This is a genomic window from Pseudomonas sp. YH-1 (genome assembly GCF_051990045.1).
Taxonomy (GTDB): Bacteria; Pseudomonadota; Gammaproteobacteria; order Pseudomonadales; family Pseudomonadaceae; genus Pseudomonas; species Pseudomonas nicosulfuronedens.
Map to the genome: position 1 here is coordinate 1,333,404 of NZ_CP178184.1, position 23,316 is coordinate 1,356,719.

Consider the following 23,316-nt stretch of genomic DNA (forward strand, 5'->3'; position numbering starts at 1 on the left):
CATGGCATTCGATTCCATCTACCGCATCGCCGGCTCGTCGATGAACGCACAGACCGTGCGCCTGAACACCGTGGCCAGCAACCTGGCCAACGCCGACTCTGCCGCCAACAGCCCGGACACCGTGTACCAGGCGCGCAAGCCGATGTTCGCCGCCGTCTACGAGAACGACCAGCTCACCCGTGGCGCCGGCATGGGCGGCGCCCATGTGCAGGTGCTCGACGTGGTGACCTCCGGCCGCTCGCCGCAACGCCGCTACGAGCCCGGCAGCCCGCTGGCCGATGCCACCGGCTACGTCTACTACCCCGACGTCAACGAGATCGAGGAAATGACCGACATGATGTCCGCCACCCGCAGTTTCGAGACCGGCGTGGAAGTGCTCAACCGCGTGAAGAGCATGCAGTCCAGCCTGTTGAAACTGGGAGACGCCTGATGAGCACGGTCAACAACGACACCAGCTCCAGCGGCACCAGCAGCACTTCGTCCGACACGCCCAAGCAGGCGGTCAACCTCGGCGAGCTGACCGACATGGAGAACAGCTTCATCACCCTGCTGGTCGCCCAGGTGCAGTACCAGGACCCGACGAAGCCGGTGGACAGCACCGAGTTCATCAACCAGTACTCGGCGATGGCGCAGGTGAAGAGCATGCAGAACATGACCACCCTGCAGCAGAACAACCTGGTGCTGATGGACAACCTGCAGACCCTCACCGCTGCCGGCCTGGTCGGCCAGGAAGTGAAGGTCAGCGCCGACAGCCTGCAGCTGGACGGCGACAAGGTCAGCGGGCAGATCACCCTGGAGCACGCCTCGGCCACCACCGTGCTGCAGCTCACCGACGCCAACGGCGTGCGCACCGACATCACTCTCGGCCCGCAGGAAGCCGGCTCCGTGCCCTTCACCGTGGACCCCGAAGCGCTCGGCCTGAAGCCCGGCAAGTACAGCCTGGCGGTCAAGACCGAGAGCGGCGAGACGCCGGGCATCGAGGTCTCCGGCCTGGTGCACAACGTCCGCGTCAGCGCCGACGGCCCGGTGCTGGAAGTCGAGGGCGCAGGCTCGGTGCCCTTCTACAAGATCGTCGAATTCAGTCAGGGCCAGGCCGCCTGAGCGCCTGTTCCCCCCTCCTAGGATGAGCTAACGCCATGAGCTTCAACATCGCCCTGACCGGCCTGAACGCCGTCACCCAGCAGCTGGACACCATCAGCAACAACATCGCCAACTCCGGCACCGTCGGCTTCAAGTCCTCGCGCACCGAGTTCGGCAGCGTCTACGCCGACAGCAAGGGCATGGGCGTGGAAGTCGCCGGCACCACCCAGAGCATCAGCCAGGGCGGTTCGCTGGTGTCGACCAACCGTGCACTGGACCTGGCCATCTCCGGCGGCGGCTTCTTCGTGGTCAAGAGCGGCAACGGCGACACCCAGTACACCCGCGCCGGCGTGTTCAGCCAGGACAACGCCAACTACCTGATCAACGCCACCGGCCAGCGCCTGCAGGGCTACCCGACCGACGCTGCCGGCAACCTGCTGGTGGGCACCGTCTCCGACCTGCAGGTGAAGACCGCCAACCTGCCGGCCAAGGCCACCGACAAGCTGGAGTTCGTCGCCAACCTCGACTCCAACGAGAAGGTGCCGAGCGTCGCGCCGTTCGATCCGCAGAAGGTGGAGACCTACAACTCCACCTACACCAGCAAGATCTACGATTCCCAGGGCAAGGAACACACCCTGACCCAGTACTTCGTGCTGACCGGCACCAACACCTGGGACGCGCACTACGCGGTGGACGGCAATGCCGTCGGCGCCACCCAGTCGCTGACCTTCGCCCCGGACGGCTCGCTGTCCTCGCCGATCGCTTCCGTGCCGGTGAGCTTCACCCTGCCGGGCGTCGATCCGATGAACATCGCGCTGGACTACACCGGCACCAGCCAGTACGGCTCGGACTTCGTCGTCACCACCAACCGCACCACCGGCTACGCCGCCGGCGAGCAGACCGGTATCGCGGTGGAGAACGACGGCAAGGTCTACGTCAACTACAGCAACGGCCAGCGCATGCTGCAGGGCCAGGTCGCCCTGGCGAACTTCATCAACACCGGCGGCCTGCAGAACCAGAGCGGCACCGCCTGGACCGAGACCTCCGCGTCCGGCGCCCCGCTGATCGGCGTGCCCGGCATCGGCCAGTTCGGCTCGCTGTCGGCCGGCAACCTGGAAGGTTCCAACGTCGACATCACCCAGCAACTGGTGGGCCTCATGGAAGGCCAGCGCAACTACCAGGCGAACACCAAGGTGATGACCACCGACAAGGAACTCACCCAGGTCCTGTTCTCGGCCATCTAAGGACTCGTCATGGATCGCCTCGGCTACACCGCAATGACCGCCGCCAGCCGCAGCATGGCGGCGCTGGACGTGCGTGCGAACAACCTCGCCAACGTCAACACCCCCGGCTTTCGCGCCGACCTGGAACACGCAACGGCCGTGGACGTGGGCGGCGCCGGCTACGACAGCCGCCACCTCGCGCGCATCGAAAGCAGCGGCGTGGACATGAGCGCCGGCACCCTGATGGCCACCGGGCGCGACCTCGACGTTGCCATCCAGGGTCAGGGCCTGCTCGCCGTGCAGAGCGGCACCGGCGAGGCGTACACGCGCCAGGGCAACCTGGAGATCGATGCCGACCGCCAGCTGATGATCAACGGCCGCGCCGTGCTCGGCGAAGGCGGCCCGATCACCCTGCCCGAATACGACGCCATTGCCATCGGCAGCGACGGCACCATTTCGGTGATGCCGCGCGGCGATTTCATGATGACCGACGTCGACCGCCTCAAATTGGTGGATGCCCCGGCTGCGTCGCTGGTGAAGAACGCCCAGGGCCTGCTGGTGAGCAAGGACGGCCAGAACGTCGCAGCCAGCGACGATGTGCGTCTGGTCTCCGGGCACCTGGAGCAGAGCAACGTCTCGGCCATCGACCAGCTGGTGGGCACCATGAGCCTGAACCGGCGGTTCGAGGCCCAGGTGAAGATGATGAAGGCCGCCTCGGATCTCGCCGAGGCCGGCGACCGCATGATCCGTGGCGGCTAACGCGCGGCGCGCAGACAGGAGCACAACATGAGTTCGGCACTTTGGGTCAGCAAGACCGGCCTGGCAGCCCAGGACACTGCGATGTCCACCGTGGCCAACAACCTGGCCAACGTCAACACCGTCGGTTTCAAGAGCGACCGTGCGGTGTTCGAGGACCTGTTCTATCAGGTGCAGCTGCAGCCCGGCGCCCAGGCGGACCAGGTCAACACCGTGCCTTCGGGCATCCAGCTGGGCAGCGGCGTGCGCGTCGTCGGCACGCAGAAGGTGTTCACCGAAGGCAGCATGCAGACCACCGGCCAGCCGATGGACCTGGCCATCGTCGGCAGCGGCTTCTTCCAGGTCGAGGCGCCCAACGGCGACACCTACTACACCGAGAACGGCCAGCTGCAACTGAACAACGAAGGCATCGTGGTCAACGCCCAGGGCCTGCCGCTGACGCCGAACATCGAAGTGCCGGCCGGCGCCAGCCGCTTCACCGTGGGCAGTGACGGCATCGTCACCGCCGTGCTGCCGGGCGAGACCCTGCCCACCGAGCTGGGCCAGATCACCCTGGTCAGCTTCACCAACCCGGCGGGCCTGGAAGCCATCGGCGGCAACCTCTACAAGGAAACCGCCGCCAGCGGTGAGCCGCAGGAAGGCACGCCGGGCGAGGAAGGCCTGGGCACCCTCAAGCAGGGCGTACTGGAAGGCTCCAACGTGCAGGTGGTCGAGGCGATGGTGAACATGATCGCCATCCAGCGCGCCTACGAAGCCAACGCCAAGGTGCTCGACGCTGCGTCGGGCATGCAGCAGTTCCTCAACCAGACGGTCTGACGATGACGCGCCTTGCCCTGCTGCTCGCCCTGGCGCTGCTCGCCGGCTGCCAGAGCTTCGAGGAGATGCTGCCGGACGAGGACTCCTCGACCTACCAGCCCCCGGAGCTGGACTACAGCCAGCCGCCGCCCACCAGTGGCGGCCTGTTCCGTTCCGGCTACGGCGGTTCGCTGCTGCGCGACAAGCGCGCCATCGGCGTCGGCGACATCGTCACCGTGGTGCTCAGCGAGTCCACCCAGTCGAGCAAGAGCGCGGGTACCAGCTTCGGCAAGAAATCCAGCCTGGACGTGCCGGTGCCGACCATCCTGACCAAGGAATACGGCGGCCTGGAAAGCTCCGCCACGGCAAACCGCGACTTCGACGGCTCGGCGAAAAGCTCGCAGCAGAACACTCTCACCGGCTCCATCGCCGTGACCGTGCACAAGGTGCTGCCCGGCGGCGTGCTGCTGGTCAAGGGCGAGAAATCCCTGCGCCTGAACCAGGGTGATGAGTTCATCCGCCTCACGGGCCTTGTGCGCATCGACGACATCAACCGCTCCAACCAGGTGTCCTCGCAGAATGTCGCCAACGCGAAGATCTCCTACGCCGGGCGCGGCGTGCTCAACGACAGCAATTCGGCCGGCTGGCTGACGCGCTTCTTCACCCATCCGCTGTTCCCGATGTAAGCAGGCGAGCCCTCCATGCGTAGAACACTCATGTGTAGAACCCTTGGCCGCCTGCTGGCGACCCTCTGCCTGTTCTGGCAGGCCGAGGTGCTGGCCATCCCCTTGCTGGACCTCGTGGACATCGAAGGCGTGCGCGAGAACCAGCTGATCGGCTACGGCCTGGTGGTCGGCCTGGATGGCACCGGCGACAAGAACCAGGTGAAGTTCACCAACCAGTCGGTGGCCAACATGCTCAAGCAGTTCGGCGTGAACCTGCCGCCGAACGTCGACCCGAAACTGAAGAACGTCGCCGCCGTGAGCGTCACCGCCAGCGTGCCGCCGTCCTACAGCGCCGGGCAGACCATCGACGTCACCGTGTCCTCGCTGGGCGACGCCAAGAGCCTGCGCGGCGGCCTGCTGCTGATGACGCCGTTGCAGGGCGTGGATGGCGAGGTGTATGCGCTGGCCCAGGGCAATCTCGTGGTGGGTGGCCTGCACGCCCAGGGCCAGAGCGGCTCCAGCGTGTCGATCAACAGCGCCAACAGCGGCCTGATTCCCAACGGCGCGACCATCGAACGGATGATTCCCAGCGATTTCACCCAGCGCCCGGACGTGATGCTCAATGTGCGCAAGCCGAGCTTCCAGACCGCCACCCAGGTGATGAACGCGGTCAACCAGCGCTTCGGTTCCGGCACCGCCACCGCACTGGACGGCACCAAGGTGTCGGTGCGTGCTCCGGTCAGCCTGGCCCAGCGCACCAGCTTCATGGCCATGCTCGAAGGCATGGAAGTGCAGGAAGGCCGCACCCGACCCAAGGTAGTGTTCAACAGCCGCACCGGCACCGTGGTGGTTGGCCAGGGCGTGCGCGTGAAGGCCGCGGCGGTGGCCCACGGCACGCTCACCGTGACCATCAGTGAGAACCCCCAGGTCAGCCAGCCGGGGGCCTTCTCCAACGGCACCACGGCAGTCACCCCGCAGTCGGACGTGTCGGTCAGCCAGGACAAGAAACCGATGTTCAAGTGGCCCGAGGGCACCAGCCTGGAGAGCATCATCAACACGGTGAACAGCCTGGGCGCTACGCCGGACGATGTGATGAGCATCCTCCAGGCGCTGGAGCAGGCCGGCGCACTGAATGCCGAGCTGGTGGTGATCTGATGAGCATCACCTCGCTCAATCGCCCCATCGTTCCCACCGGCCAGCCGGGCGAGTCACCCGAACAGGTGCGCCGCGAGCAGTTGCAGGCGGCCTCCGAGCAGTTCGAGGCGATGTTCCTGCAACAGATCCTCAAGCAGATGCGCAAGGCCGGCGACGTGCTCTCTGCCGGCAGTCCGCTGCGCAGCCGCGACCTCGATACGATGCGCGACTTCTACGACGAAGCGCTGGCCGAGCACCTGGCCTCGCGCAAGCAGACCGGAATCGCCGACCTGCTGGTGCGCCAGCTTTCCGCCGAACCCACCGATACCTCGCAACCGGTTGCCCTCGCCGATGTGGGTGAAGCCTTGCGCCGCCCCTCGGTGTCCAGCCGCAACCCGCTGGTGGACACCTGGCAGCGCGGCGTCGACCGCCTCGCCCACGCCTGGCAGCAGGGCAGCGCCGGTTTCCGCACCCTGGTGGACAGCGTGATCGGCCAGGAGTCCGGCGGCGACGCTGCCGCCGTCTCGCCCAAGGGCGCGCGCGGTCTGATGCAGCTGATGCCCGATACCGCTCGTGAAGTGGCCGGCGAGCTCGGCCTGCCCTACGACGAGCAGCGCCTGACCAGCGATCCGGCCTACAACAAGGCGCTGGGCAGCGCCTACCTGGGCAAGATGCTCGACCGCTACGACGGCCAGCACGTGCTCGCCCTGGCCGCCTACAACGCCGGGCCCGGCAAGGTGGACGAGTGGCTGAAGAACAACGGCGACCCACGCAGCGGACAGATCGGCATGGCCGACTGGGTGCGCAGCATCCCCTACGACGAAACCCGCGACTACACCCTCGGTGTGCTGCGTCGGGTGCGCGAGGCCCAGGCGCCGGCACGGGTGCCTGGCAGCGGACTGTCGCCGGAGAGCGGCCTGAAGCATGCGCCGCAGGAAGGATTTAAGCGCCACGCAGATTCCGTCGCCTATCAGGGACAACAGCCCGAATTTGTTTCCCGACCGGCCTCGGCGGCGTTTGCCCAGCCGATCCGCCTCGAGTCGAAGGAGAATGCCTCTTGAGTATGTTGAGCCAGATCGGCTACAGCGGCCTGCGTGCGGCGCAGATCGCCCTGGCCACCTCCGGCCAGAACGTCGCCAACGCCAACACCCCCGGTTTCAGCCGGCTGAGCCCGGTGCTCGCCTCGCTGGCCGGTGAAGGTGGCCTGAACGTCGGCGGCGGCGTGACGGTGACCAGCATCCGGCGCATGGCCAACGACTTCCAGAACCAACAGCTGTGGCGCGCTACCACCGAGCAGAGCTACTACGACAGCGGCCAGCAGTACCTGTCCGCGCTGGAAGGCCTGATGGGCGGCGAAGGTTCGAGCATCAGCGTCGGCCTGGACAACTTCTTCGCCGCGCTCAGCGAGGCCACCGCCACCCCCGGCTCCGTCGCCCTGCGCCAGCAGATCGTCAACGAGACCAAGAACCTCGCCCAGCGCTTCAACGGCCTGTCCGGCAACATCGACAGCCAGCTGCGTGCCCTGCAGGAGCAGCGCGGCTCCATGGTCGGCGAGATCAACGGCCTGACCTCCAACCTCGCTGCGCTGAACAAGCAGATCGTCGAGGTCGGTTCGTCCGGCGGCGATACCACGGCACTGCGCGACCACCGCGAAAGCCTGGTGCAGGACCTGTCCAAGTACGCTTCCATTCGCGTCAACGAAGTAGCCGATGGCTCGCTGACCGTTTCCCTTGCCAACGGCCAGCCGCTGGTGGCCGGCAATTCTGCCGGGCAGCTGGCGATCAGCCGTACCGCCAGCGGCGAGCAGGCAATCGCCCTGACCTTTGCCGGCACCAGCTTCCCGCTGGCCCAGGACGGCTTGGGTGGCTCCCTCGGTGCGCTGTACGACACCGAGTACGACACCCTGCGGCCGAACCAGAGCGCCCTGCACGAGATGGCGGGGCAGTTCGCGCAGATGGTCAACGACACCCTCGCCAGTGGTTTCGATCTCAACGGCAACCCCGGCCAGGCGCTGCTCACCTACAACGCCGGCAGCACCACGGCGATGCTCAGCATGAACGACCTCAAGCCGGAGGAACTGGCGCTGTCGGACACCGCGGGGGAGTCCGGCAACAACGTGAACCTGCTGGCGCTGCTCGATCTCAAGGGCCAGTCGATCACCCTCGACGGCAGCCAGGTGACCCTCAACGACGCGTTCGCCGGCCTGCTCGGCAAAGTGGCCAGCGCCAGCCGGCAGAACCAGGCCGACCAGAAGACCGCCACCACCGTGGCCAGCCAGGCACAGGCCAGCCGCGACAGCGTCAGCGCGGTGAGCCTGGATGAAGAGGCGGTCAACCTGATCACCTACCAGCAGGCCTACCAGGCCAACATGAAAGTCATCAGCACCGCCAAGGAGCTGTTCGACTCGATGCTCGCGGCCTTCTAAGGGCCATTGCGAAGGAAAGCAGCATGCGCATTACCAATGCACAGATCACCGCGCTGATGGGCGGCTCGATGAACAGCAACTCGGCGGCCCTGGGCAAGCTGATGCAGCAGATGTCCAGCGGGCAGCGCATCCTCCAGCCTTCCGACGACCCTATCGCCAGCGTGCGCATGCTGCGCATCCAGCGCGAGGAAGCGAGCCTGGCGCAGTACCGCACCAACATCGGCAACGTCTCGGGCAACCTGTCGACCCAGGAAACCAACCTGCAGGCGACCTCGGATGCGATGCTCAATGTGCGCGACCTGCTGCTCTGGGCGGCCAACGGCTCCAACACCAGCGGCGATCTCAACGCCATGGCCGGGGAGCTGGAGAACATCGAGAAGACCCTCGTCAGTTTCGTCAACGTGCGTGACGAGGAGGGCCGCTACCTGTTCTCCGGCACCCTGAGCGACACCGCCGCGGTGACCTACGAACCGCTGACCGATACTTACGTCGCCACCGGCAACGACAAGTCGCGCCAGGCGGCCGTGGCCAACGGCGTTCAGGTGGAAGAGAACGTCACCGCGCTGGGCGTGTTCGGCAACAACATGGACTTCCTCAACCAGTTGCATGCCACGGTGAAGATGCTCAAGGACCCGGCGCTGGATGTCGCCGACCCTGCGGTACACGCGCAGATCGCGGCGACCATCGACAGCCTCGACAGCGCCCACGACGGCGTGCTCGGTGCCATCACCGAGCTGGGCGGCCGGCAGAACACCCTGACCATGCTCAACTCGAGCAACGAGGAAGTCTCGCTGGTGAACCAGAAGATCAACGGCGAACTGTCGCAGCTGGACTATGCCGGCGCGAGCATCGACCTGAACACCTACCAGCTGGCGCTGCAGGCCACGCAGAAGACCTACCTGAAGCTCAACGACCTGTCGCTGTTCAGCCGCCTGTAAGTTTCTTCGTAGGGGAGCCGGGCCGCGCCGCAAGGAGGTCTGGACGCCAATCGGCGGAGCAGTGCCCGGTTTCCCTACTTTTTATCCCGCCTCCGCCCGGCCCAGATGCCGGGCGGAAGCACATCCGGTGCAGAGGTCACCATGAAGGTCATCAAGCAACTGCCGGCCGCTGCCGTCTTCGATCCCAGCGCCCGCCGCGACGTCATCCTGCCCTCCACGGGGGAGCGGCAGAACGCCCTGCGCAAAGGTGAGGAAAAAGGCGAGAACGCCGCACAGATGGCGCGCGGCGCGCAGAAGAGCGGCAGCTTCAACCTGCAACTCAACCAGCAGTTGTCCTCCATACAGTCGGCCGACAGCTACCTGGGCGACCTGCAGGACCGTCTCGGCGGCCTCAAGCTCAATCTCAGCCGCGAACTCAGCGCGCCACAATCCCAGGACCGCGAAGGCGTGCGCCAGGCCACCCGGCAGGTCAACGAGCTGCTGGAGCAGCGCGCCCAGCGCTCGGACGGCAGCCTCGACGCCAACTTCCGCCTGCGCCTCAACGAACCGGTGCGCAGTCGCTTCAGCCTTGAAGGCCTGGAATCGGTGCAGGACATCCAGCGTTCGGGCACGGAAACCCTGCTGTTCAGCGCCGGGCGACAGCTCGCCGAGCCGGCCGCGGTGGTGCTGGACGATGGCATGAGCACCGAGCAGGTACTGCGCCGCTTCAATGCCACGCTGGGCCAGGCCGGCATCCGTGCCGAACTCGATAGCGACGGTGCGTTGAAGTTCTCCGCGCCCGAGGCCGACTGGCAGCAGCTCAAAGGCCAACTGGCGGTGCAGGGCGAGGGCAAGCTGTTCGCCAAGGGCAAGAACACCCGGCTGAAAAGCCAGGAGGAGGGGCTGCTGGCGTTCCCCACCGAGATCAGCACCGATGCTTTCCGCGAGCAGCGTCAGTTGCTCGATTCGGTCGTCTCGGCGCTGGATCGCATCGGCGGCCTGCGCGATCAACTGCGCCATCGCCAGGACGACATCCGCGACTTCCTCGACCGCCATGCCAGCGAGGACGAGCGCGAATGGGCGCACACCTTCGCCGCTTCCATGCTCGACCGCATGGGGCGTAGCGCTACGCATTACAGCGCGGCGGCTCAGACGGTGGTGGCGCAGGCCAATCTCAGCCGCTTCGCGGTGGTGAGCCTGTTGGCCTGAGTTCTCCACGATAGGAAGCGCGCGGTTCTGGTAGGGCGCATAACGCGCCAGCGTTATCCGCCCTACGTTCAGGATGCGGCAGTGCAAGGGCTGTTCGCGAGCAAGCTCGCTCCTACAGGTCGGGCGCGGCGTGCTCTTCGTAGGATCGAGGGGGACGCCCAGTTCTTGCTCGCGAACCGCACGGCAGCCAACTTCGACACAACAAAAAAGGCGGAGCGCAGCTCCGCCTTTCTCGTTTCATTCGCCGATCACGCCAGCTTCAGCAGGCCCATGCCCAATACCAGCATCGCCAGGCCGGCCCAGCCGCGCCACACCAGGCGTTGGCCAAACAGGGCCCAGCCCATGGCGACGGTGGCGAGGATGCCGAAGCCGCCCCAGATGGCGTAGGCCACAGACAGTTCGATACCGCGCACCGCCTGCGCCAGCGCGGTGAACGCGCCCAGTACGCAGAGGATCGAGGCGACGCCGATCAGGCGCTTGCGGAAGCCGTCGGAATACTTCAGCAGCAGGTTGGCGATCACTTCCAGGACGATGGCCAGGCCCAGCCAGGCCATCGGAATCAGGTCATGGTTCAGCATGTGGCGGCCTCCCCATTCAGTTCACGGCTCTCTTCGGGCTTGGCGGTCCGGGTGCCGGACTTCACCAGCAGGATGCCGGCGATCATCACGGCCAGGCCCAGGGCCTTTTCCATGCCCAGGTGCTCGCCTAGCCAGATGGCGCTGACCAGGGTGATCAACACGATGCCGATGCCCTCCCAGAGGGCGTAGGCCACGCCGACCGGAACGCGTTTCACGGCCAGCGACAGGAAGTAGTACGACAGGCCGATCATCACGTACATCACCAGCAGACCGGCGATCGGGAACAGCGTGTGGGTGAATTTCATCGAGGTGGTGCCAATGACTTCGAAGCCGATGGCGGTAAACAGATAGATCCAGGAACGCATGGTAAAGCCCTCCCACGGGCAGCCGCGCGCAGTCTCGCTAAGAGCATCCTTGCGGCGGTTTCGGTTCGGGGTCGGTGGCGCCGACTCGGGCGGCAATCACTGTTGAGTGTTGGCCGCGCTTGGCGCCACGCTCAGGTAGCAGCCGAAGGGAGGAGCTAGAGGTCGCCGGTCCAGTGACGCTCGCGCGAAACCAGGCGGGAAGTGGAGAGAGGCAGAGCCTTGATGTTCAACATAATGAACACATTGTGCCAATTTTCCGTTTCGCTGGCAAATCGATCGCCTTGATTCAAGTCATGGATGCCCATGAACAGGCACCTGAGAACCCTGCTGGATCCTGCGTGTCATCAAGCTTGTGCAATATTCTGTTCACTCTGTTCTGCCTGCGACAGCACGCCACACTCATGACCTGCGCCCGTTCGTTCCGCTGCCGGTCCTGCTAGCATCCAGCATCGTTATCCCGTCGGAGACTGTGATGATCGCCCTGCGAGAAGCCTGGAAGGCCGGACTCTTCGGCCGTGAGCATTGGACGCGCAACCTGGTGGCAGGCGTCATCGTTGGGGTGGTTGCGCTACCGCTGGCCATGGCCTTCGCGATTGCCAGCGGGGTGAAGCCCGAGCAGGGCATCTACACGGCGATCTTCGCCGGTGCCCTGGTCTCGCTGCTGGGCGGCAGCCGCGTGCAGATCGCCGGGCCCACCGGTGCCTTCATCGTCATCCTCGCCGGTGTCACCGCGAAGTACGGCGTGGACGGCCTGCAGATCGCCACGCTGATGGCCGGGGCGATTCTCGTGCTGCTGGGCGTCAGCCGCCTGGGCAGCATCATCCGCTTCATCCCCGCGCCGGTGATCGTCGGCTTCACCGCCGGGATCGGGGTGATCATCTGGGTCGGCCAGTGGAAGGACTTCTTCGGCCTGCCAGCGGTGACCGGCGAGCACTTCCACCAGAAGCTCTGGCACCTGATCCAGGCGCTGCCACACCTGCACCTCGCGACGACGCTGCTGGCATTGCTGAGCCTGGCGCTGGTGCTGTTCACTCCGCGCATCGCTGCGCTGCGCCGGGTACCCGGCCCGCTGGTGGCGATGGTGGTGGTGACGGCCATCCAGTCGCTGTTCCATTTCGACGGTGTGGCCACTATTGGCAGCGCCTTCGGCGGCATCCCACAGGGGCTGCCCAGCTTCAGCCTGCCGGAAGTGACGTTGCCGCGCGTGCTGGAGCTGATCGGCCCGGCCTTCGCCATCGCCATGCTCGGCGCCATCGAGTCGTTGCTCTCGGCGGTGGTCGCCGACGGCATGGCCGGTACCCGCCACGATTCCAACCAGGAGCTGATCGGCCAGGGCATCGCCAACCTGGTCACGCCGCTGTTCGGCGGCATCGCCGCTACCGGCGCCATCGCCCGCACCGCGACCAATATCCGCAACGGTGGCAACAGCCCGCTGGCCGGCGTCACCCATGCCGCGACCCTGGTGCTGATCCTGCTGTTCCTCGCGCCGCTGGCCTCGAACATTCCGCTCTGCGCGCTGGCGGCAATCCTTTTCGTGGTGGCGTGGAACATGAGCGAGGCGCGGCACTTCCTGTTCATGCTCAAGCGTGCACCACGCGCCGACGTGGCCATCCTGCTGGTGACCTTCCTGCTCACCGTGTTCAGCGACCTGGTGATCGCGGTGAACATCGGCGTGATCCTCGCCATGCTGCACTTCCTGCGGCGCATGGCGTCGTCGGTGGACGTGCATGCCGACGAAGGCCCGGAGCTGGAAGTCGAGCTGCGCGGCCGCGGCCTCGGCGAGCTGCCGCCCGGCTTGCTGGTCTACAGCATCGAAGGGCCGTTGTTCTTCGGCGCGGCGGAAACCTTCGAGCGCGCGCTGGCCAAGACCCACACCGACCCGAAGGTGCTGATCATCCGCCTGCGCCATGTGCCGTTCATGGACATCACCGGCCTGCAGACGCTGCAGGAAGTAATCGAACAGTTGCAGCGGCGGGGCATCGAGGTGCGCTTGTGCGAGGCCAATGCGCGGGTGCTGGGCAAGTTGCGCAAGGCCGGCGTGCTGGAGGAGATCGGCGCGGGGTATCACCCGGATTTCCCGGCGGCGCTGTCCGCCGCCAGCGCCGAGGTTGCCGACGAAACACGGACGTAGGATGGGTGGAGCTTGCGATACCCATCGTCAACGGTGGGACAAACCGATGGGTATCGCTGCGCTCCACGCCATCCTACGTTGACGCTCTCCCGATGGCCGATGGCGCATAACCCGTTCCGGGTTATGCGCCCTACGCGATCATCAGCCGTGCATCAGTTCCGCCAGCAGTTCTTCCTTCAACTTCGTCAGTAGCGGTGCGCCACGCTCGCGCGGATGCGGCAGGTCGACCCGCACCTCGTGGCGAATCCGTCCCGGCCGCGCGTCCATCACCACCACCCGGTCGCCCAGGTACAGCGCCTCTTCCACGTCATGGGTGACCATGATCATGGTGCTGCGCTGCTGTACCCAGATGCGCTGCAACTCATGCTGCAGGCGCACGCGGGTGAGGGCGTCGAGGGCGCCGAAGGGTTCATCCAGCAACAGCACCTTGGGCCGGGTGATCAGCGCGCGGGCGATGGCGGCGCGCTGCGCCATGCCGCCGGAAAGCTGGTGCGGGTAGGCCTGCTCGAAACCGGTGAGGCCCACCAGCTCCAGGTGATCGGCCACGAGCTCGCGCTTCTCGGCGCGGCTGAGTTTCTGTTGCTTCAGCGCCAGGGCGACGTTCTCTTCCACGGTCTTCCAGGGGAACAGACGGTGGTCCTGGAACACGATGCCGCGCTCCAGCCCGGTGCCGGTGACGGTCTGGCCGTCGAGCAGGATGCGCCCGTGGTAGTCATTCTCCAGGCCGACGATCAGCCGCAGTAGCGAGGATTTGCCGCATCCGCTGGCGCCGACGATGCTGACGAATTCGCCGGGGCGCACGTCCAGGTTGATGTTCTCCAGCACCGGCAGGCTGCGACCGTCGATGGAATAGGCCTTGCTCAGGCCCTGGATGGCCAGCGCGCCCGATTGCGCCTGCTGGGTGGGAAGGATGGCGGGGTCGAGGATCGCGTTCATGATCGAAGCACTCATGGCAGGTAGGCCGAATGGGAGAAAGCCCTAGCGCAGGTTGCGCCAGCGCAGCAGGTGGCGCGCGAGGCGGGCGAACAGCTGGTTCATGGCGTAGCCGAGCAGGCCGATGCTGAGCACGCCGATCACCACGACCTCCATGCGCGAGCCGGTCTCGGCGTTCATCATCAGGTTGCCCAGGCCCATGCCGGTGGAGAGGAACAACTCGCAGCCCACCGAACTGACCCAGGCAAAGGCCAGCGCATGCAGCACGCCGTTGCTCAGGCTGGGCAGCGCACCGGGCAGCAGCACTTCGCGGAACTGCTGCCAGGGGCCGAAGGCATACAGCCGGCCGACCTCGCGGTAGCGCTTCTCCACGTCGCGGAAGCCCTCGAAGGCGTTCAGCGTCATCGGGTAGAAGGCGGCAAGACTGACGATCAGCACCTTGGATGGCTCGCCACTGCCGAACCACAGGGCGATCAGTGGGATCAGGCCGAGGATCGGCACCTGGCGGATCGTGTGGTACAGCGGCGCGAACAGCCGCTCCAGGGGCTTCGACAAGGCCATGCCGGCGCCCAGCACGAAGCCGCTGAGTACGCCCAGCAGCAGGCCCAGGCAGGTGCGCTGCAGGCTGGCGGACACGCTCAGCCACAGCTCGCCGGTCCGGATCAGCTCGGCAAAGCCAACGCCGATGCGCTCCAGCGGTACAAAGGCGTAGGCGGCGCTGGCGCCCTGCTGCGACTGCCAGTGCCAGGCGGCGATCAGCAGGGCCGGCAGCAGCAGTCCACGCAGCGATTTGAGCGTACGGATCATGGCGTCGGTCTCCAGCGCAGCAGGCGCCTCTCCAGCAGGCGGAAGGCGAAATCGAGAATGAAGCCGATGGCGCCGGTGACCACCACGCCGACCATCACGATGTCGATGCGCAGCATCTGCCGGCTCAGTTCGATCATCTGCCCCAGGCCGCTGTCGGCGGCGAGCAGCTCGGCGGCCACCAGTACCATCCAGGCGCGGCTCAGGCTGATACGCAGGCCAGTGACGATGGGCGGTGCGGCGGCCGGGAAGGCGACGTCGCGCAGCAGGCTCCACAGCGGCAGGCGGTACACGCTGGCGACTTCGAAGTAGCCGCGCGGGATGCCCTTCACGCCTTCGCTGGCGGCCAGCGCCACGGGGAAGAAGGCGGCCTTGGTGACGATCAGCACCTTGAAGGTTTCCTCCACACCGAAGAACAGGATGAACATCGGGATCAGCGCGATCGACGGCACCTGGCGCAGGGTGTGGAACAGCGGCGCGCAGTAGGCTTCCACGGTCTTCGACAGCGCAATGGCGGTGCCGAACAGCAGCCCGCCGACGGCACCGATGGAGAAACCGATGGCCAGGCGCGACAGGCTGTTCACCACGTGCTCGCGCAGCTCGCCGCTGGCCAGCAGGTCACGGAAACTGGCCCAGACTTCCGCTGGCGGCACCAGCAGTTGCGGCGGGAACCAGCCGGCGCGGGCGGCGACGAACCAGGCCAGCAGCAGGAGCAGGGGCGAGACGAACCAGCTCAGGCGATCCAGTAGGTGGGTCATCGATCAGCCCTCCTGGCCGAGCAGCGGCTCGGTGGTTTGCCGGCGCAGCTTGCGTTGCCAGCAGAACAGCGCGGCCAGCAGCACCAGGGGAATCCAGCAGAGGAACAGGTTGCCCAGCCCGACGAAATGGCTGATCGCCCCGCCGAGCAGCGCGCCGGAAAAACTGCCAGACATGGACGCCAGGTTGAACAGCCCGGAAATCTTGCTCTTGTCCATGGCGTGCTCGCCCAGTTGGGCCATGTTCACCAGGTGGATCAGCGCCGCCGCCGCGCTGAGCAGTACGCCGCCCAGGGCCAGTAGCCAGTAATCGCGGGCAATGCCGAGCAGCAGCAGGGCGGCGAGCGCCGCGCCGAGACTGCCGACATAGGCCAGCTTGCGGCCGCTGCGTTCGATCAGGTAGCCGAAGCCGAACAGGCCGAGCACCGAGGCCAGGCCCTGGATCATCACCAGGCTCACCGCCTGGCCTTGCGAGAGGCCGGCGACTTCCATCGCCAGCAGCAGGATGAAGGTGCCGAACAGCGCGCTGGTGGCAGCGCTGAGCAGTTCGACCAGGCAACTCTCGGCGATCTCGACGTTGGCCAGCATGACGCCGACCTGTTGCAGCAATCCGCCGGTGGCGGCGGCCACGGGGATGTCTTCACTGGGCGCTTCGCCTTCCCAGAAACCGAGGCTGTAGAAAGCCATCAGGCCAAAGCACAGGCCGATGGCAGCAAAGCCCCAGGTGAAGCTCGCCGTGCCGCTCAGCCAGTTGCCCAGCAGCGGTCCGAGCAGGCCCATGCCGAGGGTCAGCGAGCCGCGATACCAGCCGGCCTTGTCGTTGCCGATGCGCTTGAGCTGACGCAGGAAGGCGCTGTTCATGGCGACAATGCGGAACGGGATGCACAGGCCGATCAGCAGGCGCGCAGCGGCCAGCCACAACCAGCCGCCGAACATCGGGATGGCCAGGTTCAGCAGCATCGGCCCGAGGCTGGCGAGGAAGTACACCCGGCGCGCGCCGAAGCGCGCAATGACGAAGCCGGCCGGGAGGGTCAGGATCACCATGCCGAGGGCCTCCATGGCCGAGATGATGCCGATCTGCATGGCGTTGGCACCGATGCTGATGGCGTAGAGCGTGGTGACGATCTTCGCCATGCCGATGGTGGCGCCACTGAAGGCCGCCAGCAGCATGAAGTTGAGCAGGAAGGCGCCAGGCCGCGCCGTGCTAGATGGCGACATCGATCTTCCCCAGCAGGGCTTCCAGCGGGCGCGGGTCGATCCAGTTGTCGACGCTGAAGTTGTCGCCGATGAATTCCCAGCGCTGGAGGAACGCGGTGAGATCGCGTAGCGCGTTGATCGAGCGCTCGGCGAGGTTGGTCTGCAGGCGCAGGTGCGCGTCTTCGCCGTAGGCGCTGGCGACCCAGAACTCGCTGGTGTTCAGCTCGCGGGCGAGGAAACGACGGGTTTCTTCCGGGTGTGCCCAGGCCCATTGCTCGGCGCGCAGCACGGTATCGAGCACCAGCACGGCGGCGTCGAAGTGCTCGTCCAGCAGTTGCTGGTCGACGGTCAGGGTGCGTGGCGTGCCGATGTTGGAGCGCACCAATGGCTCGGGGTGCGAGCCGACGTCCATCACCACGTGCAGGCCGAATTCGTGGGCCAGCTGCAGGCCGTGGGCGCCCTTGAGGAAGATCGCGTCGATGTCGCCGCGCAGCAGGCCGATCAGCTCGTTGTTGCGCTGCACCACGCGGTTGCCCTTGAGCGCCACCTGGGCGCCGAACACGTGGCGCACCGGATCGTCGCTGAAGGTGCCGCCGTAGGGGTAGTCCACCAGCTCGACGTCGCGCACCTCCAGGCCTTCCAGGCGCAGGGCGTTTTCCAGGCCGCGCAGGCTCTGGGCGCGGGTGAAGTCGATCTGCACGTTGGCCCACTTCGGCAGGCCGAAGCGCCGGTGGCGCAGGTCGCGGATGCTGCGCACGCCGCTGTCCGGCGCGCTGACGATCAACTGCACCTCGTCGCTCCACGACAGCCCGACCACCCGCGTGCGTGCGCCGCTGGCGCGGGCCCAGAGGGCCGGGATGTTGCCGCCGTGGCGGACGGAGTAGGGCAGGTGATGGTCGAAATGCGCTTCGCGCACCTCGCGCTCGGACGACTCGCGCAGCGACTGGATGCGCGTGCCGAACGGGCGGAAGGCCTGGGCCAGGCGCCCGGATTCGACGGCAATGCCGAGGCCCGTGGGAACGGGGCTGTGGGTGTACCAGAGGGTTTCCAGCGGTGTGCTCATGGGGACTCGGAGTTCAATGGCTCCCCTCTCCCCCCAGCTTGTCGAGAGGGCGGAGAGGGGCTGGGGGAGAGGGCTCGCCCTCGTGACGTTGATCAGCCGGTTTTCTGTGCCAGGCGGCTGCGCAGGGCTTCCAGCGGGCGCGGGTCGATCCATTCGCGCACGTCGAAGCGCGCCGGGATGAAGTTCCAGCGCTGCAGGAAGTCGGTGAAGTCCTGCAGGGCGAGGATCGAGCCTTCGTCCAGGTTGGTGCGCAGGCGCAGGTGGGCATCCTCGCCATAGGCGCTGGCGACCCAGAATTCGCTGCTGTTGGTCTCCCGCGCCAGGTAGCGGCGGGTGTCGTCCGGGTGCTGGTGCGCCCAGTCCTCGGCGCGCAGTACCGAGGCGAGGATCGCGGTGGCGGCGTCGGGGTGTTGCTCCAGCAGGTTGAGGTCGACGCTCAGGGTGCGCGGCGTGCCGTTGTTGGAGCGGATCAGCGGCTCCGGATGCGCGCCGGTGTCGATCACCGTGTGCAAGCCGAACTGCTGCGCCAGCTGCACGGCGTGGGCACCCTTGAGGAAGATCGCGTCCACTTCGCCACGCAGCAGGCCGACCAGCTCTGGGTTCTGCCCATTGCGCCGGCGGCTGCCGCCGTGGCCGGTGATGCCGACGATGTTGCCCGGTGCCTCGTCGCTGAAGGTGCCCTTCAGGCCGAAGTCCACCAGTTCCAGGTCGCGCACTTCCAGGCCTTCCAGGCGCAGGGCGTTTTCCAGGCCGCGGATGGCCTGGGCGCGGGTGAAGTCGATCTGCGCGCCGCTCCAGTCCGGCAGGCCGAAGCGCCGGCCTTTCAGGTCGCGCACGCTACGGATGCCGCTCTCTGCGGTGGTCAGGATCAGTTGTGCTTCATCGGCCCAGGACAGGCCGATCACGCGGGTTTCGCGGCCGCTGGCACGGGCCCAGATGGCCGGGATATTGCCGCCATGGCGGACCGAGTTCTGCAGCGTGTGGTCGAAGTGCGATTCGCGCACCGCCTGGTCGGAAGACTCGCGCAGCGATTTGATCTGCGTGCCCTGCTCGGCCAGGGACTCTTCCAGCCAGCCTTTCTGCACGGCGATGCCAAGGCCCGTGGGAACCGGGCAACGGGTGTACCAGAGGGTATCGAGGGGACGGGACATGTGCAGCTCCTTGTGGGTCAGGCGCGGGCCTTGAGTTCGTGGACGTCGGCGCGTTTGCCCTGCACCAGCGGCAACACTTCCTGGCCGATGCGCAGGGCTTCTTCCAGGTGCGGATTGCCGGCGAGGATGAAGGTGGAAAAGCCGGCGTTGCGGTATTCGGCGAGGCGTTCGGCGACGTTCTCGTGGCTGCCGACGAGACCTATGGTCGGTCCCGGCTTGGCCTTGCCGAAGCCGGCCCAGAGGTTGGGGCCGAGGATCAGGTCGTCGAAGCGCTCGACGTTCTGGTGGTAGGCGGTCTGCCGTGCGGCACCGACAGAATCCGAGCCGGTGGCGAAGTTCTTGATGAAGGCGCTGGTGCGCGCGTCGATGCGCTCGTACTGGCGGCGCAGTTCGCTCCAGGCGGCCTCTTCGGTCTCGCGGGCGAACAGGTCGATGCGGATGCCGAAGCGGATTTCGCGGCCCTGCTTGTCGGCCAGCTCGCGCACGCGCTCCAGGTGCGGCTTGAGCTTGTCGATGGGCTCGGCCCAGTTCAGGTAGACGTCGGCGTGTTTCGCCGCGACGTCCAGCGCCGGGTCGGAGAAGCCGGAGAAGTACACGCCCGGCTTGCGCACGTTGCGCAGCGCGATGGGCAGCGAACCGTTCTCCAGCTGGTAGATATCGCCCTGGTAGGAGAACTGCTCGTTCTTCCACAGGCCGTCGATGATGTCGAGGAACTCGCCGGTACGCTGGTAGCGCTTGTCGTGCTCGAGGAAGTCGCCGTTGGCACGCTGGCTGGCGGGGTTGCCGCCGGTGATGATGTTCCACTCCAGGCGGTCGCGGGACAGGTGCTGGAGGATCGCTGCCTGCTGCGCGGCGTAGGCCGGCAGGGTCCAGGCGGCCTGGAAGGCGATCAGGAACTTGATCCGGCGGGTCTCGCGGGCCAGGGCGGCGGCGGCGATCCACGGCTCCGGGCCGGTGGGCAGCAGCGCGCCCTCGAAACCGGCGATCTCGGCGGCCTTGGCCACCTGGGCGATGTAGTCGATATAGGTGAAGCCGTCCGGCTCGCCATTGGGCAGGCGGCCCGGGGCGATGTTGCCGGGGCGCTCGATGTGGCTGCCGCGGTTGTTCTTGTCCGAGGCGAGATAGGGACCGTCGCTGCCCAGCGGCAGTCGCCAGAAGAATTCGGTGCTCATGGGCTTGCTCCTTTGCTTGGCGGGGGCAGCGTCGTGCTGCTCGTGCAAGGTCTTGAGCAAGGGCTGTGCCCAAAGGCTGAAGGCCGCGCGGGGCGAGGCTTTCAGGCTGGCGTGCTGCTCTGGCAGCAGGGCGTTTGTCTGTACAGCAGCAGTGCGGCAGCAGGGGATGCTGGGCGGGCAGCAATTTCGCCGGTGTTCGGGCCGTTTCAGCCTTCCTGATTGTCCTGGCGATCCGTAATTGGCTGATTTGGTTAAGTATTTTGGGGTGGCACAAGTCCTGCTCAGTCACCGGAACACCGCCGCGCGGTTCACCCACCCCCGACTGCCAGGAGGCATTCCATGTCCACCCTCGACCCGAAACTCGCCAACCAGCTCGAACAGGTCCGTCGCGACTTCGCCAAGGCCTTCCGCGTGCTCAAGGAAAGCCGCACCCTCACCGCCACCAATACCTACCAGGCCTACGTGCGGGTGCCCGACAGCGACCAGGTGATCGCCGTCCATGCGCCCAATCCCTGGGCCGACGATCAGGAAATCCGCGCAGTGGTCGCGACCTATGACGGCGACGTGATCCTCGACGAAAGCATCCCCGGCGCGACCCCGCTCAGCGGCCGTGGCGCAGGGGGCAACGGCAAGCGCTACGCAGCGATCTTCCAGGCGCGCCCGGAAGTGAACGTGGTGATCCACGTGCACACGGCCTACCTTGGCGGCTGGGCCAGTGCCCACCGCGTGCTGCCCATCCGCTATGCCGCTTCCCAGCGCGTGACACTGGCCCGCGAGCTGCCGATCTACATCGACCGTCGCCAGCCCGAGCCGCTGTTCATCCTCGACAAGCTCGCCGAGAACCCGCACACCCCGGCCATCCTCGAAGCCAACGGCGGCGCGACCTTCTGGGGCGAAGACCTGATCAAGGCCTCCAAGCTGATCCTGCTGATCGAGGAAGGCGCCTACTTCCAGGGCCTGGCCGAAGGCCTCGGCGGCTCTCAGGAATTCGGCCCCGGCGTGCTGGAACAGCAGTGGAAGATGACCGGCCTCTGGGAGCAGGGCCAGAAGCTGCTGGGTGCAGCGGCCTGAGTTTCTGCCCGGCATGAAAAAGCCCTCTTGCGAGGGCTTTTTCATGGAAACTCAGCCGCCAGCGCGCCTCCGTGCGGCACGCTCGAAAACGCTCTCCGCCCACTGGTTCAGGCTCTTGCCGGAGGCCTTCGCCGCAATCGCGGCGGCGGCGTGAACTTCCGGCCGGATGCGCAGCATGATCTTGCCGGACGCCGGCTTCTCGGGTTCAACGCCGCGCGCTGCACAATCGGCGAGGTAGTCTTCTACTGCCTCCTGCAAGGCATGGTGCAGTCCGCCCACGCTATCGGCATGGAAGCTGACGATGTCGTGCACCCCCAGCAGACGGCCGACGAAGAGATCGTCGCGCTCGTCGAACTCGATTCGGGCGGTGTAACCCTTGTAGGTCATTTGGCTCATGCTTCCACTCCGGCCCGGCGCAGGAATTCCCGGGCTTCCTCGACCTGGTAGCGCTTGGCTTCCTTGCCCGGATGCGGGCGATGGCAGCGCCAGGTCTGTCCTTGCAGAACCAGCTTGATCCGTGAACCCTCCCGCTCTTCGACAATGCCGCCCAAGTGGCGGATCAGGGCTTCGATATCCGCAAAGACTATTGCCGCACTGGTTGGCGTGCGAAAGATCATGGTGAAGGTTTTTCGATGGCGGTTCTGCATTCGAAAATGCTATCGCTGAATGATAGCATTTTCTGTCCGTGACCCGCCCACGATCCGAGTGAACCCTCGAGATTTCCTGTAGGAGCGAACTCCGTCCGCAATCGGCATCCAGCGCGATGCGGACTCATCGCGGACGGAGTCCGCTCCTACGCACAGGTCATGGTTTGGCGGCGACGGAGGGCCCCGCGCTGCGCTGCCAGAAACTCTCCAACTGCAGGTTCTTCAATCCCTGCTCGACGAACTTCGGTTCCAGCAGATCATCCACCTTCACCGCGTTACGGATGAGTTTCGCCTTCAGGCTGTAGGCGATGCCGTCGGTGTAGTGCTGGCGCAGGGCGTCGTCGTAGAGGGGGGAGAAGTGCGCGGGCCACGGCTCGCCGGAGACCTCGCGCTGCAGCACGCTCAACGGCACGCCGGAGCGCGACTGGGCTTCCTGGTACGCCGCCTGGTTGGCGTCCTGGGAGACCCACCAGGCGGCCTTCAGGTAGGCGTCCACCACCAGTTGGGTGAGGTCGGGGTGGTCCTTGACGAAATCCCGCGCACCCCAGACTTCGGCGCGCATCTTCCAGTCGGCCGGCGCTTGCTTGCTCGACCAGATCACGCGGCCGACCTGCTTGTCTTCCAGCAGGAAGGCATCGCTCAGGGTGAAGAAGGCATCCACCCGCCCGGCGCTCAGCGCGGCGGCGCCGGCCTGCGGGTTGAGGTTGAAGATGCGGAAGTCATCGAAGCCCAGGTGGTTGGCTTCCAGCAGCTTGGCGAACGACAGCTCCCAAGGCCGACCCCGGTGCAGGGCGATGCGCTGGCCCTTGAGGTCGGCGATGGATTTCGCCGTGGAGCCCGGTGGCACCACCAGGTAGACGTTGTTGCCGATGCCTCCGGGGACGATCAACTGGGTGTTCACGCCCGAGGCGTTGGCGATGATCGACGGCAGGTCGCCGTAGAAGGCGAAGTCGATGCGTTTGTTGGCGAACTCCTCGTTGACGAAGGTGCCCACCGAGCCGGTGGTGGCGGGCACCCATTCCAGCTTGATGTTGCGTTGGGCCAGTTGCTGCTCCAGCCATTTGTCGCGGTCGATCACCGAGGCGGGGCCGTTGAAGGTGATCTGGCCCGCGTTGGCGTAGGCCACCGTGGCGATGCGCAGGGTGGTCGGTTGCTCGGCGGCCAGGGCGTGGCCCGCGAGCAGCGCGGCGGCGGCTGGTAGCAACCGGCGCAACGCGCGATGCAGAAGGTTCATGGAGATTACCT

26 protein-coding genes are annotated in these 23,316 nt (G+C 66.4%); 13 read left to right on the forward strand and 13 right to left on the reverse strand.

Going from position 1 to position 23,316, the window contains the following annotated elements:
- Window position 1 precedes the first annotated feature (1 nt).
- The 11 genes from flgC to ACKI1H_RS06160 all read left to right on the forward strand — a co-directional run bounded on the left by flgC (window position 2) and on the right by ACKI1H_RS06160 (window position 10,204).
- Window positions 2-430, forward strand: coding sequence for a flagellar basal body rod protein FlgC (gene flgC, locus ACKI1H_RS06110; RefSeq protein ID WP_045213291.1), 429 nt, complete (start codon window positions 2-4; stop codon window positions 428-430).
- Window positions 430-1,101 (forward strand): flagellar hook capping FlgD N-terminal domain-containing protein, encoded by a 672-nt coding sequence (locus tag ACKI1H_RS06115; protein WP_138519828.1) that lies wholly within the window; start codon window positions 430-432, stop codon window positions 1,099-1,101. Before flgC ends, ACKI1H_RS06115 begins: the two co-directional genes overlap by 1 nt.
- A 35-nt stretch (window positions 1,102-1,136) precedes the next feature.
- Complete coding sequence (gene flgE / locus ACKI1H_RS06120) at window positions 1,137-2,324, forward strand: flagellar hook protein FlgE (RefSeq protein ID WP_138519827.1); 1,188 nt, start codon at window positions 1,137-1,139, stop codon at window positions 2,322-2,324.
- 9 nt (window positions 2,325-2,333) lie between these two features.
- Window positions 2,334-3,062: a flagellar basal body rod protein FlgF gene (locus tag ACKI1H_RS06125; RefSeq protein ID WP_440467910.1), complete on the forward strand. Its 729-nt coding sequence runs from the start codon at window positions 2,334-2,336 to the stop codon at window positions 3,060-3,062.
- 27 nt (window positions 3,063-3,089) lie between these two features.
- A complete protein-coding gene (gene flgG, locus ACKI1H_RS06130) occupies window positions 3,090-3,875 on the forward strand; it encodes a flagellar basal-body rod protein FlgG (RefSeq protein ID WP_138519825.1) in 786 nt (261 codons plus the stop codon).
- Window positions 3,876-3,877: 2 nt separating this feature from the next.
- Complete coding sequence (gene flgH, locus ACKI1H_RS06135) at window positions 3,878-4,540, forward strand: flagellar basal body L-ring protein FlgH (RefSeq protein ID WP_138519824.1); 663 nt, start codon at window positions 3,878-3,880, stop codon at window positions 4,538-4,540.
- Between the two features lie 30 nt (window positions 4,541-4,570).
- Window positions 4,571-5,674 carry a flagellar basal body P-ring protein FlgI gene (locus ACKI1H_RS06140; RefSeq protein ID WP_280055525.1) on the forward strand — a complete coding sequence of 368 codons (1,104 nt, stop codon included), beginning with the start codon at window positions 4,571-4,573 and terminating at the stop codon, window positions 5,672-5,674.
- Window positions 5,674-6,714, forward strand: a complete 1,041-nt coding sequence (locus ACKI1H_RS06145; protein WP_440467911.1) for a lytic transglycosylase domain-containing protein — start codon at window positions 5,674-5,676, stop codon at window positions 6,712-6,714. The genes ACKI1H_RS06140 and ACKI1H_RS06145 overlap by 1 nt, the downstream gene beginning before the upstream one ends.
- Complete coding sequence (gene flgK / locus ACKI1H_RS06150; RefSeq protein WP_440467912.1) at window positions 6,711-8,078, forward strand: flagellar hook-associated protein FlgK; 1,368 nt, start codon at window positions 6,711-6,713, stop codon at window positions 8,076-8,078. Before ACKI1H_RS06145 ends, flgK begins: the two co-directional genes overlap by 4 nt.
- Before the next feature lie 23 nt (window positions 8,079-8,101).
- Window positions 8,102-9,016 carry a flagellar hook-associated protein FlgL gene (gene flgL / locus ACKI1H_RS06155; RefSeq protein ID WP_138519821.1) on the forward strand — a complete coding sequence of 305 codons (915 nt, stop codon included), beginning with the start codon at window positions 8,102-8,104 and terminating at the stop codon, window positions 9,014-9,016.
- 141 nt (window positions 9,017-9,157) lie between these two features.
- Window positions 9,158-10,204: a hypothetical protein gene (locus ACKI1H_RS06160; RefSeq protein WP_138519820.1), complete on the forward strand. Its 1,047-nt coding sequence runs from the start codon at window positions 9,158-9,160 to the stop codon at window positions 10,202-10,204.
- 248 nt (window positions 10,205-10,452) lie between these two features.
- Here ACKI1H_RS06160 and mdtI read toward each other — a convergent pair whose 3' ends face one another.
- The 3 genes from mdtI to ACKI1H_RS06175 form a co-directional block, all read right to left on the reverse strand.
- Entirely contained in the window at window positions 10,453-10,782 is a 330-nt protein-coding gene (gene mdtI, locus ACKI1H_RS06165) for a multidrug/spermidine efflux SMR transporter subunit MdtI (RefSeq protein ID WP_138519819.1), read from the reverse strand.
- The gene (locus ACKI1H_RS06170) at window positions 10,776-11,147 is read right to left on the reverse strand and encodes an SMR family transporter (RefSeq protein WP_440467913.1); all 372 of its coding nucleotides are present in this window, start codon (window positions 11,145-11,147) and stop codon (window positions 10,776-10,778) included. The genes mdtI and ACKI1H_RS06170 overlap by 7 nt, the downstream gene beginning before the upstream one ends.
- 155 nt (window positions 11,148-11,302) lie before the next feature.
- Window positions 11,303-11,452 (reverse strand): hypothetical protein, encoded by a 150-nt coding sequence (locus ACKI1H_RS06175; protein WP_440467914.1) that lies wholly within the window; start codon window positions 11,450-11,452, stop codon window positions 11,303-11,305.
- Window positions 11,453-11,619: 167 nt separating this feature from the next.
- Here ACKI1H_RS06175 and ACKI1H_RS06180 point away from each other — a divergent pair, with 167 nt between their 5' ends.
- Window positions 11,620-13,278, forward strand: coding sequence for a SulP family inorganic anion transporter (locus ACKI1H_RS06180; RefSeq protein WP_440467915.1), 1,659 nt, complete (start codon window positions 11,620-11,622; stop codon window positions 13,276-13,278).
- A 141-nt stretch (window positions 13,279-13,419) separates the two neighbouring features.
- On the opposite strand, the gene ACKI1H_RS06185 is transcribed toward ACKI1H_RS06180, so the two are convergent.
- The 7 genes from ACKI1H_RS06185 to ACKI1H_RS06215 form a co-directional block, all read right to left on the reverse strand.
- Entirely contained in the window at window positions 13,420-14,214 is a 795-nt protein-coding gene (locus ACKI1H_RS06185) for an ABC transporter ATP-binding protein (RefSeq protein WP_440467916.1), read from the reverse strand.
- A 42-nt stretch (window positions 14,215-14,256) separates the two neighbouring features.
- Window positions 14,257-15,018 (reverse strand): ABC transporter permease, encoded by a 762-nt coding sequence (locus ACKI1H_RS06190; protein WP_440467917.1) that lies wholly within the window; start codon window positions 15,016-15,018, stop codon window positions 14,257-14,259.
- Window positions 15,015-15,773, reverse strand: coding sequence for an ABC transporter permease (locus ACKI1H_RS06195; protein ID WP_440467918.1), 759 nt, complete (start codon window positions 15,771-15,773; stop codon window positions 15,015-15,017). The genes ACKI1H_RS06190 and ACKI1H_RS06195 overlap by 4 nt, the downstream gene beginning before the upstream one ends.
- A 3-nt stretch (window positions 15,774-15,776) precedes the next feature.
- Window positions 15,777-16,988, reverse strand: coding sequence for an MFS transporter (locus ACKI1H_RS06200; protein ID WP_440467919.1), 1,212 nt, complete (start codon window positions 16,986-16,988; stop codon window positions 15,777-15,779).
- On the reverse strand, window positions 16,975-18,030 hold the full coding sequence (locus ACKI1H_RS06205) for an ABC transporter substrate-binding protein (protein ID WP_440467920.1): 1,056 nt from the start codon (window positions 18,028-18,030) through the stop codon (window positions 16,975-16,977). The genes ACKI1H_RS06200 and ACKI1H_RS06205 overlap by 14 nt, the downstream gene beginning before the upstream one ends.
- A 92-nt stretch (window positions 18,031-18,122) precedes the next feature.
- Window positions 18,123-19,181 carry an ABC transporter substrate-binding protein gene (locus tag ACKI1H_RS06210; protein WP_440467921.1) on the reverse strand — a complete coding sequence of 353 codons (1,059 nt, stop codon included), beginning with the start codon at window positions 19,179-19,181 and terminating at the stop codon, window positions 18,123-18,125.
- Between the two features lie 17 nt (window positions 19,182-19,198).
- On the reverse strand, window positions 19,199-20,353 hold the full coding sequence (locus tag ACKI1H_RS06215; protein WP_440467922.1) for an LLM class flavin-dependent oxidoreductase: 1,155 nt from the start codon (window positions 20,351-20,353) through the stop codon (window positions 19,199-19,201).
- A gap of 339 nt (window positions 20,354-20,692) precedes the next feature.
- On the opposite strand from ACKI1H_RS06215, the gene ACKI1H_RS06220 reads away from it, so the two are divergent.
- On the forward strand, window positions 20,693-21,424 hold the full coding sequence (locus tag ACKI1H_RS06220; RefSeq protein ID WP_440467923.1) for a class II aldolase/adducin family protein: 732 nt from the start codon (window positions 20,693-20,695) through the stop codon (window positions 21,422-21,424).
- 51 nt (window positions 21,425-21,475) lie between these two features.
- Here ACKI1H_RS06220 and ACKI1H_RS06225 read toward each other — a convergent pair whose 3' ends face one another.
- From ACKI1H_RS06225 to ACKI1H_RS06235, 3 genes are all read right to left on the reverse strand, one after another.
- Window positions 21,476-21,820, reverse strand: coding sequence for a type II toxin-antitoxin system HicB family antitoxin (locus ACKI1H_RS06225; protein WP_440467924.1), 345 nt, complete (start codon window positions 21,818-21,820; stop codon window positions 21,476-21,478).
- Entirely contained in the window at window positions 21,817-22,071 is a 255-nt protein-coding gene (locus ACKI1H_RS06230; protein ID WP_440467925.1) for a type II toxin-antitoxin system HicA family toxin, read from the reverse strand. Before ACKI1H_RS06230 ends, ACKI1H_RS06225 begins: the two co-directional genes overlap by 4 nt.
- A gap of 157 nt (window positions 22,072-22,228) precedes the next feature.
- Entirely contained in the window at window positions 22,229-23,305 is a 1,077-nt protein-coding gene (locus ACKI1H_RS06235; protein WP_440467926.1) for an ABC transporter substrate-binding protein, read from the reverse strand.
- Between the last annotated feature and the right edge of the window lie 11 nt (window positions 23,306-23,316).

Coding starts and splice junctions, on each gene's coding strand:
- flgC (WP_045213291.1), top strand. CDS start 2: ATGGCATTCGATTCCATCTACCGCATCGCCGGCTCGTCGATGAACGCA.
- ACKI1H_RS06115 (WP_138519828.1), top strand. CDS start 430: ATGAGCACGGTCAACAACGACACCAGCTCCAGCGGCACCAGCAGCACT.
- flgE (WP_138519827.1), top strand. CDS start 1,137: ATGAGCTTCAACATCGCCCTGACCGGCCTGAACGCCGTCACCCAGCAG.
- ACKI1H_RS06125 (WP_440467910.1), top strand. CDS start 2,334: ATGGATCGCCTCGGCTACACCGCAATGACCGCCGCCAGCCGCAGCATG.
- flgG (WP_138519825.1), top strand. CDS start 3,090: ATGAGTTCGGCACTTTGGGTCAGCAAGACCGGCCTGGCAGCCCAGGAC.
- flgH (WP_138519824.1), top strand. CDS start 3,878: ATGACGCGCCTTGCCCTGCTGCTCGCCCTGGCGCTGCTCGCCGGCTGC.
- ACKI1H_RS06140 (WP_280055525.1), top strand. CDS start 4,571: ATGTGTAGAACCCTTGGCCGCCTGCTGGCGACCCTCTGCCTGTTCTGG.
- ACKI1H_RS06145 (WP_440467911.1), top strand. CDS start 5,674: ATGAGCATCACCTCGCTCAATCGCCCCATCGTTCCCACCGGCCAGCCG.
- flgL (WP_138519821.1), top strand. CDS start 8,102: ATGCGCATTACCAATGCACAGATCACCGCGCTGATGGGCGGCTCGATG.
- ACKI1H_RS06160 (WP_138519820.1), top strand. CDS start 9,158: ATGAAGGTCATCAAGCAACTGCCGGCCGCTGCCGTCTTCGATCCCAGC.
- mdtI (WP_138519819.1), bottom strand. CDS start 10,782: ATGCTGAACCATGACCTGATTCCGATGGCCTGGCTGGGCCTGGCCATC.
- ACKI1H_RS06170 (WP_440467913.1), bottom strand. CDS start 11,147: ATGCGTTCCTGGATCTATCTGTTTACCGCCATCGGCTTCGAAGTCATT.
- ACKI1H_RS06175 (WP_440467914.1), bottom strand. CDS start 11,452: ATGGGCATCCATGACTTGAATCAAGGCGATCGATTTGCCAGCGAAACG.
- ACKI1H_RS06180 (WP_440467915.1), top strand. CDS start 11,620: ATGATCGCCCTGCGAGAAGCCTGGAAGGCCGGACTCTTCGGCCGTGAG.
- ACKI1H_RS06185 (WP_440467916.1), bottom strand. CDS start 14,214: ATGAACGCGATCCTCGACCCCGCCATCCTTCCCACCCAGCAGGCGCAA.
- ACKI1H_RS06190 (WP_440467917.1), bottom strand. CDS start 15,018: ATGATCCGTACGCTCAAATCGCTGCGTGGACTGCTGCTGCCGGCCCTG.
- ACKI1H_RS06195 (WP_440467918.1), bottom strand. CDS start 15,773: ATGACCCACCTACTGGATCGCCTGAGCTGGTTCGTCTCGCCCCTGCTC.
- ACKI1H_RS06200 (WP_440467919.1), bottom strand. CDS start 16,988: ATGTCGCCATCTAGCACGGCGCGGCCTGGCGCCTTCCTGCTCAACTTC.
- ACKI1H_RS06205 (WP_440467920.1), bottom strand. CDS start 18,030: ATGAGCACACCGCTGGAAACCCTCTGGTACACCCACAGCCCCGTTCCC.
- ACKI1H_RS06210 (WP_440467921.1), bottom strand. CDS start 19,181: ATGTCCCGTCCCCTCGATACCCTCTGGTACACCCGTTGCCCGGTTCCC.
- ACKI1H_RS06215 (WP_440467922.1), bottom strand. CDS start 20,353: ATGAGCACCGAATTCTTCTGGCGACTGCCGCTGGGCAGCGACGGTCCC.
- ACKI1H_RS06220 (WP_440467923.1), top strand. CDS start 20,693: ATGTCCACCCTCGACCCGAAACTCGCCAACCAGCTCGAACAGGTCCGT.
- ACKI1H_RS06225 (WP_440467924.1), bottom strand. CDS start 21,820: ATGAGCCAAATGACCTACAAGGGTTACACCGCCCGAATCGAGTTCGAC.
- ACKI1H_RS06230 (WP_440467925.1), bottom strand. CDS start 22,071: ATGCAGAACCGCCATCGAAAAACCTTCACCATGATCTTTCGCACGCCA.
- ACKI1H_RS06235 (WP_440467926.1), bottom strand. CDS start 23,305: ATGAACCTTCTGCATCGCGCGTTGCGCCGGTTGCTACCAGCCGCCGCC.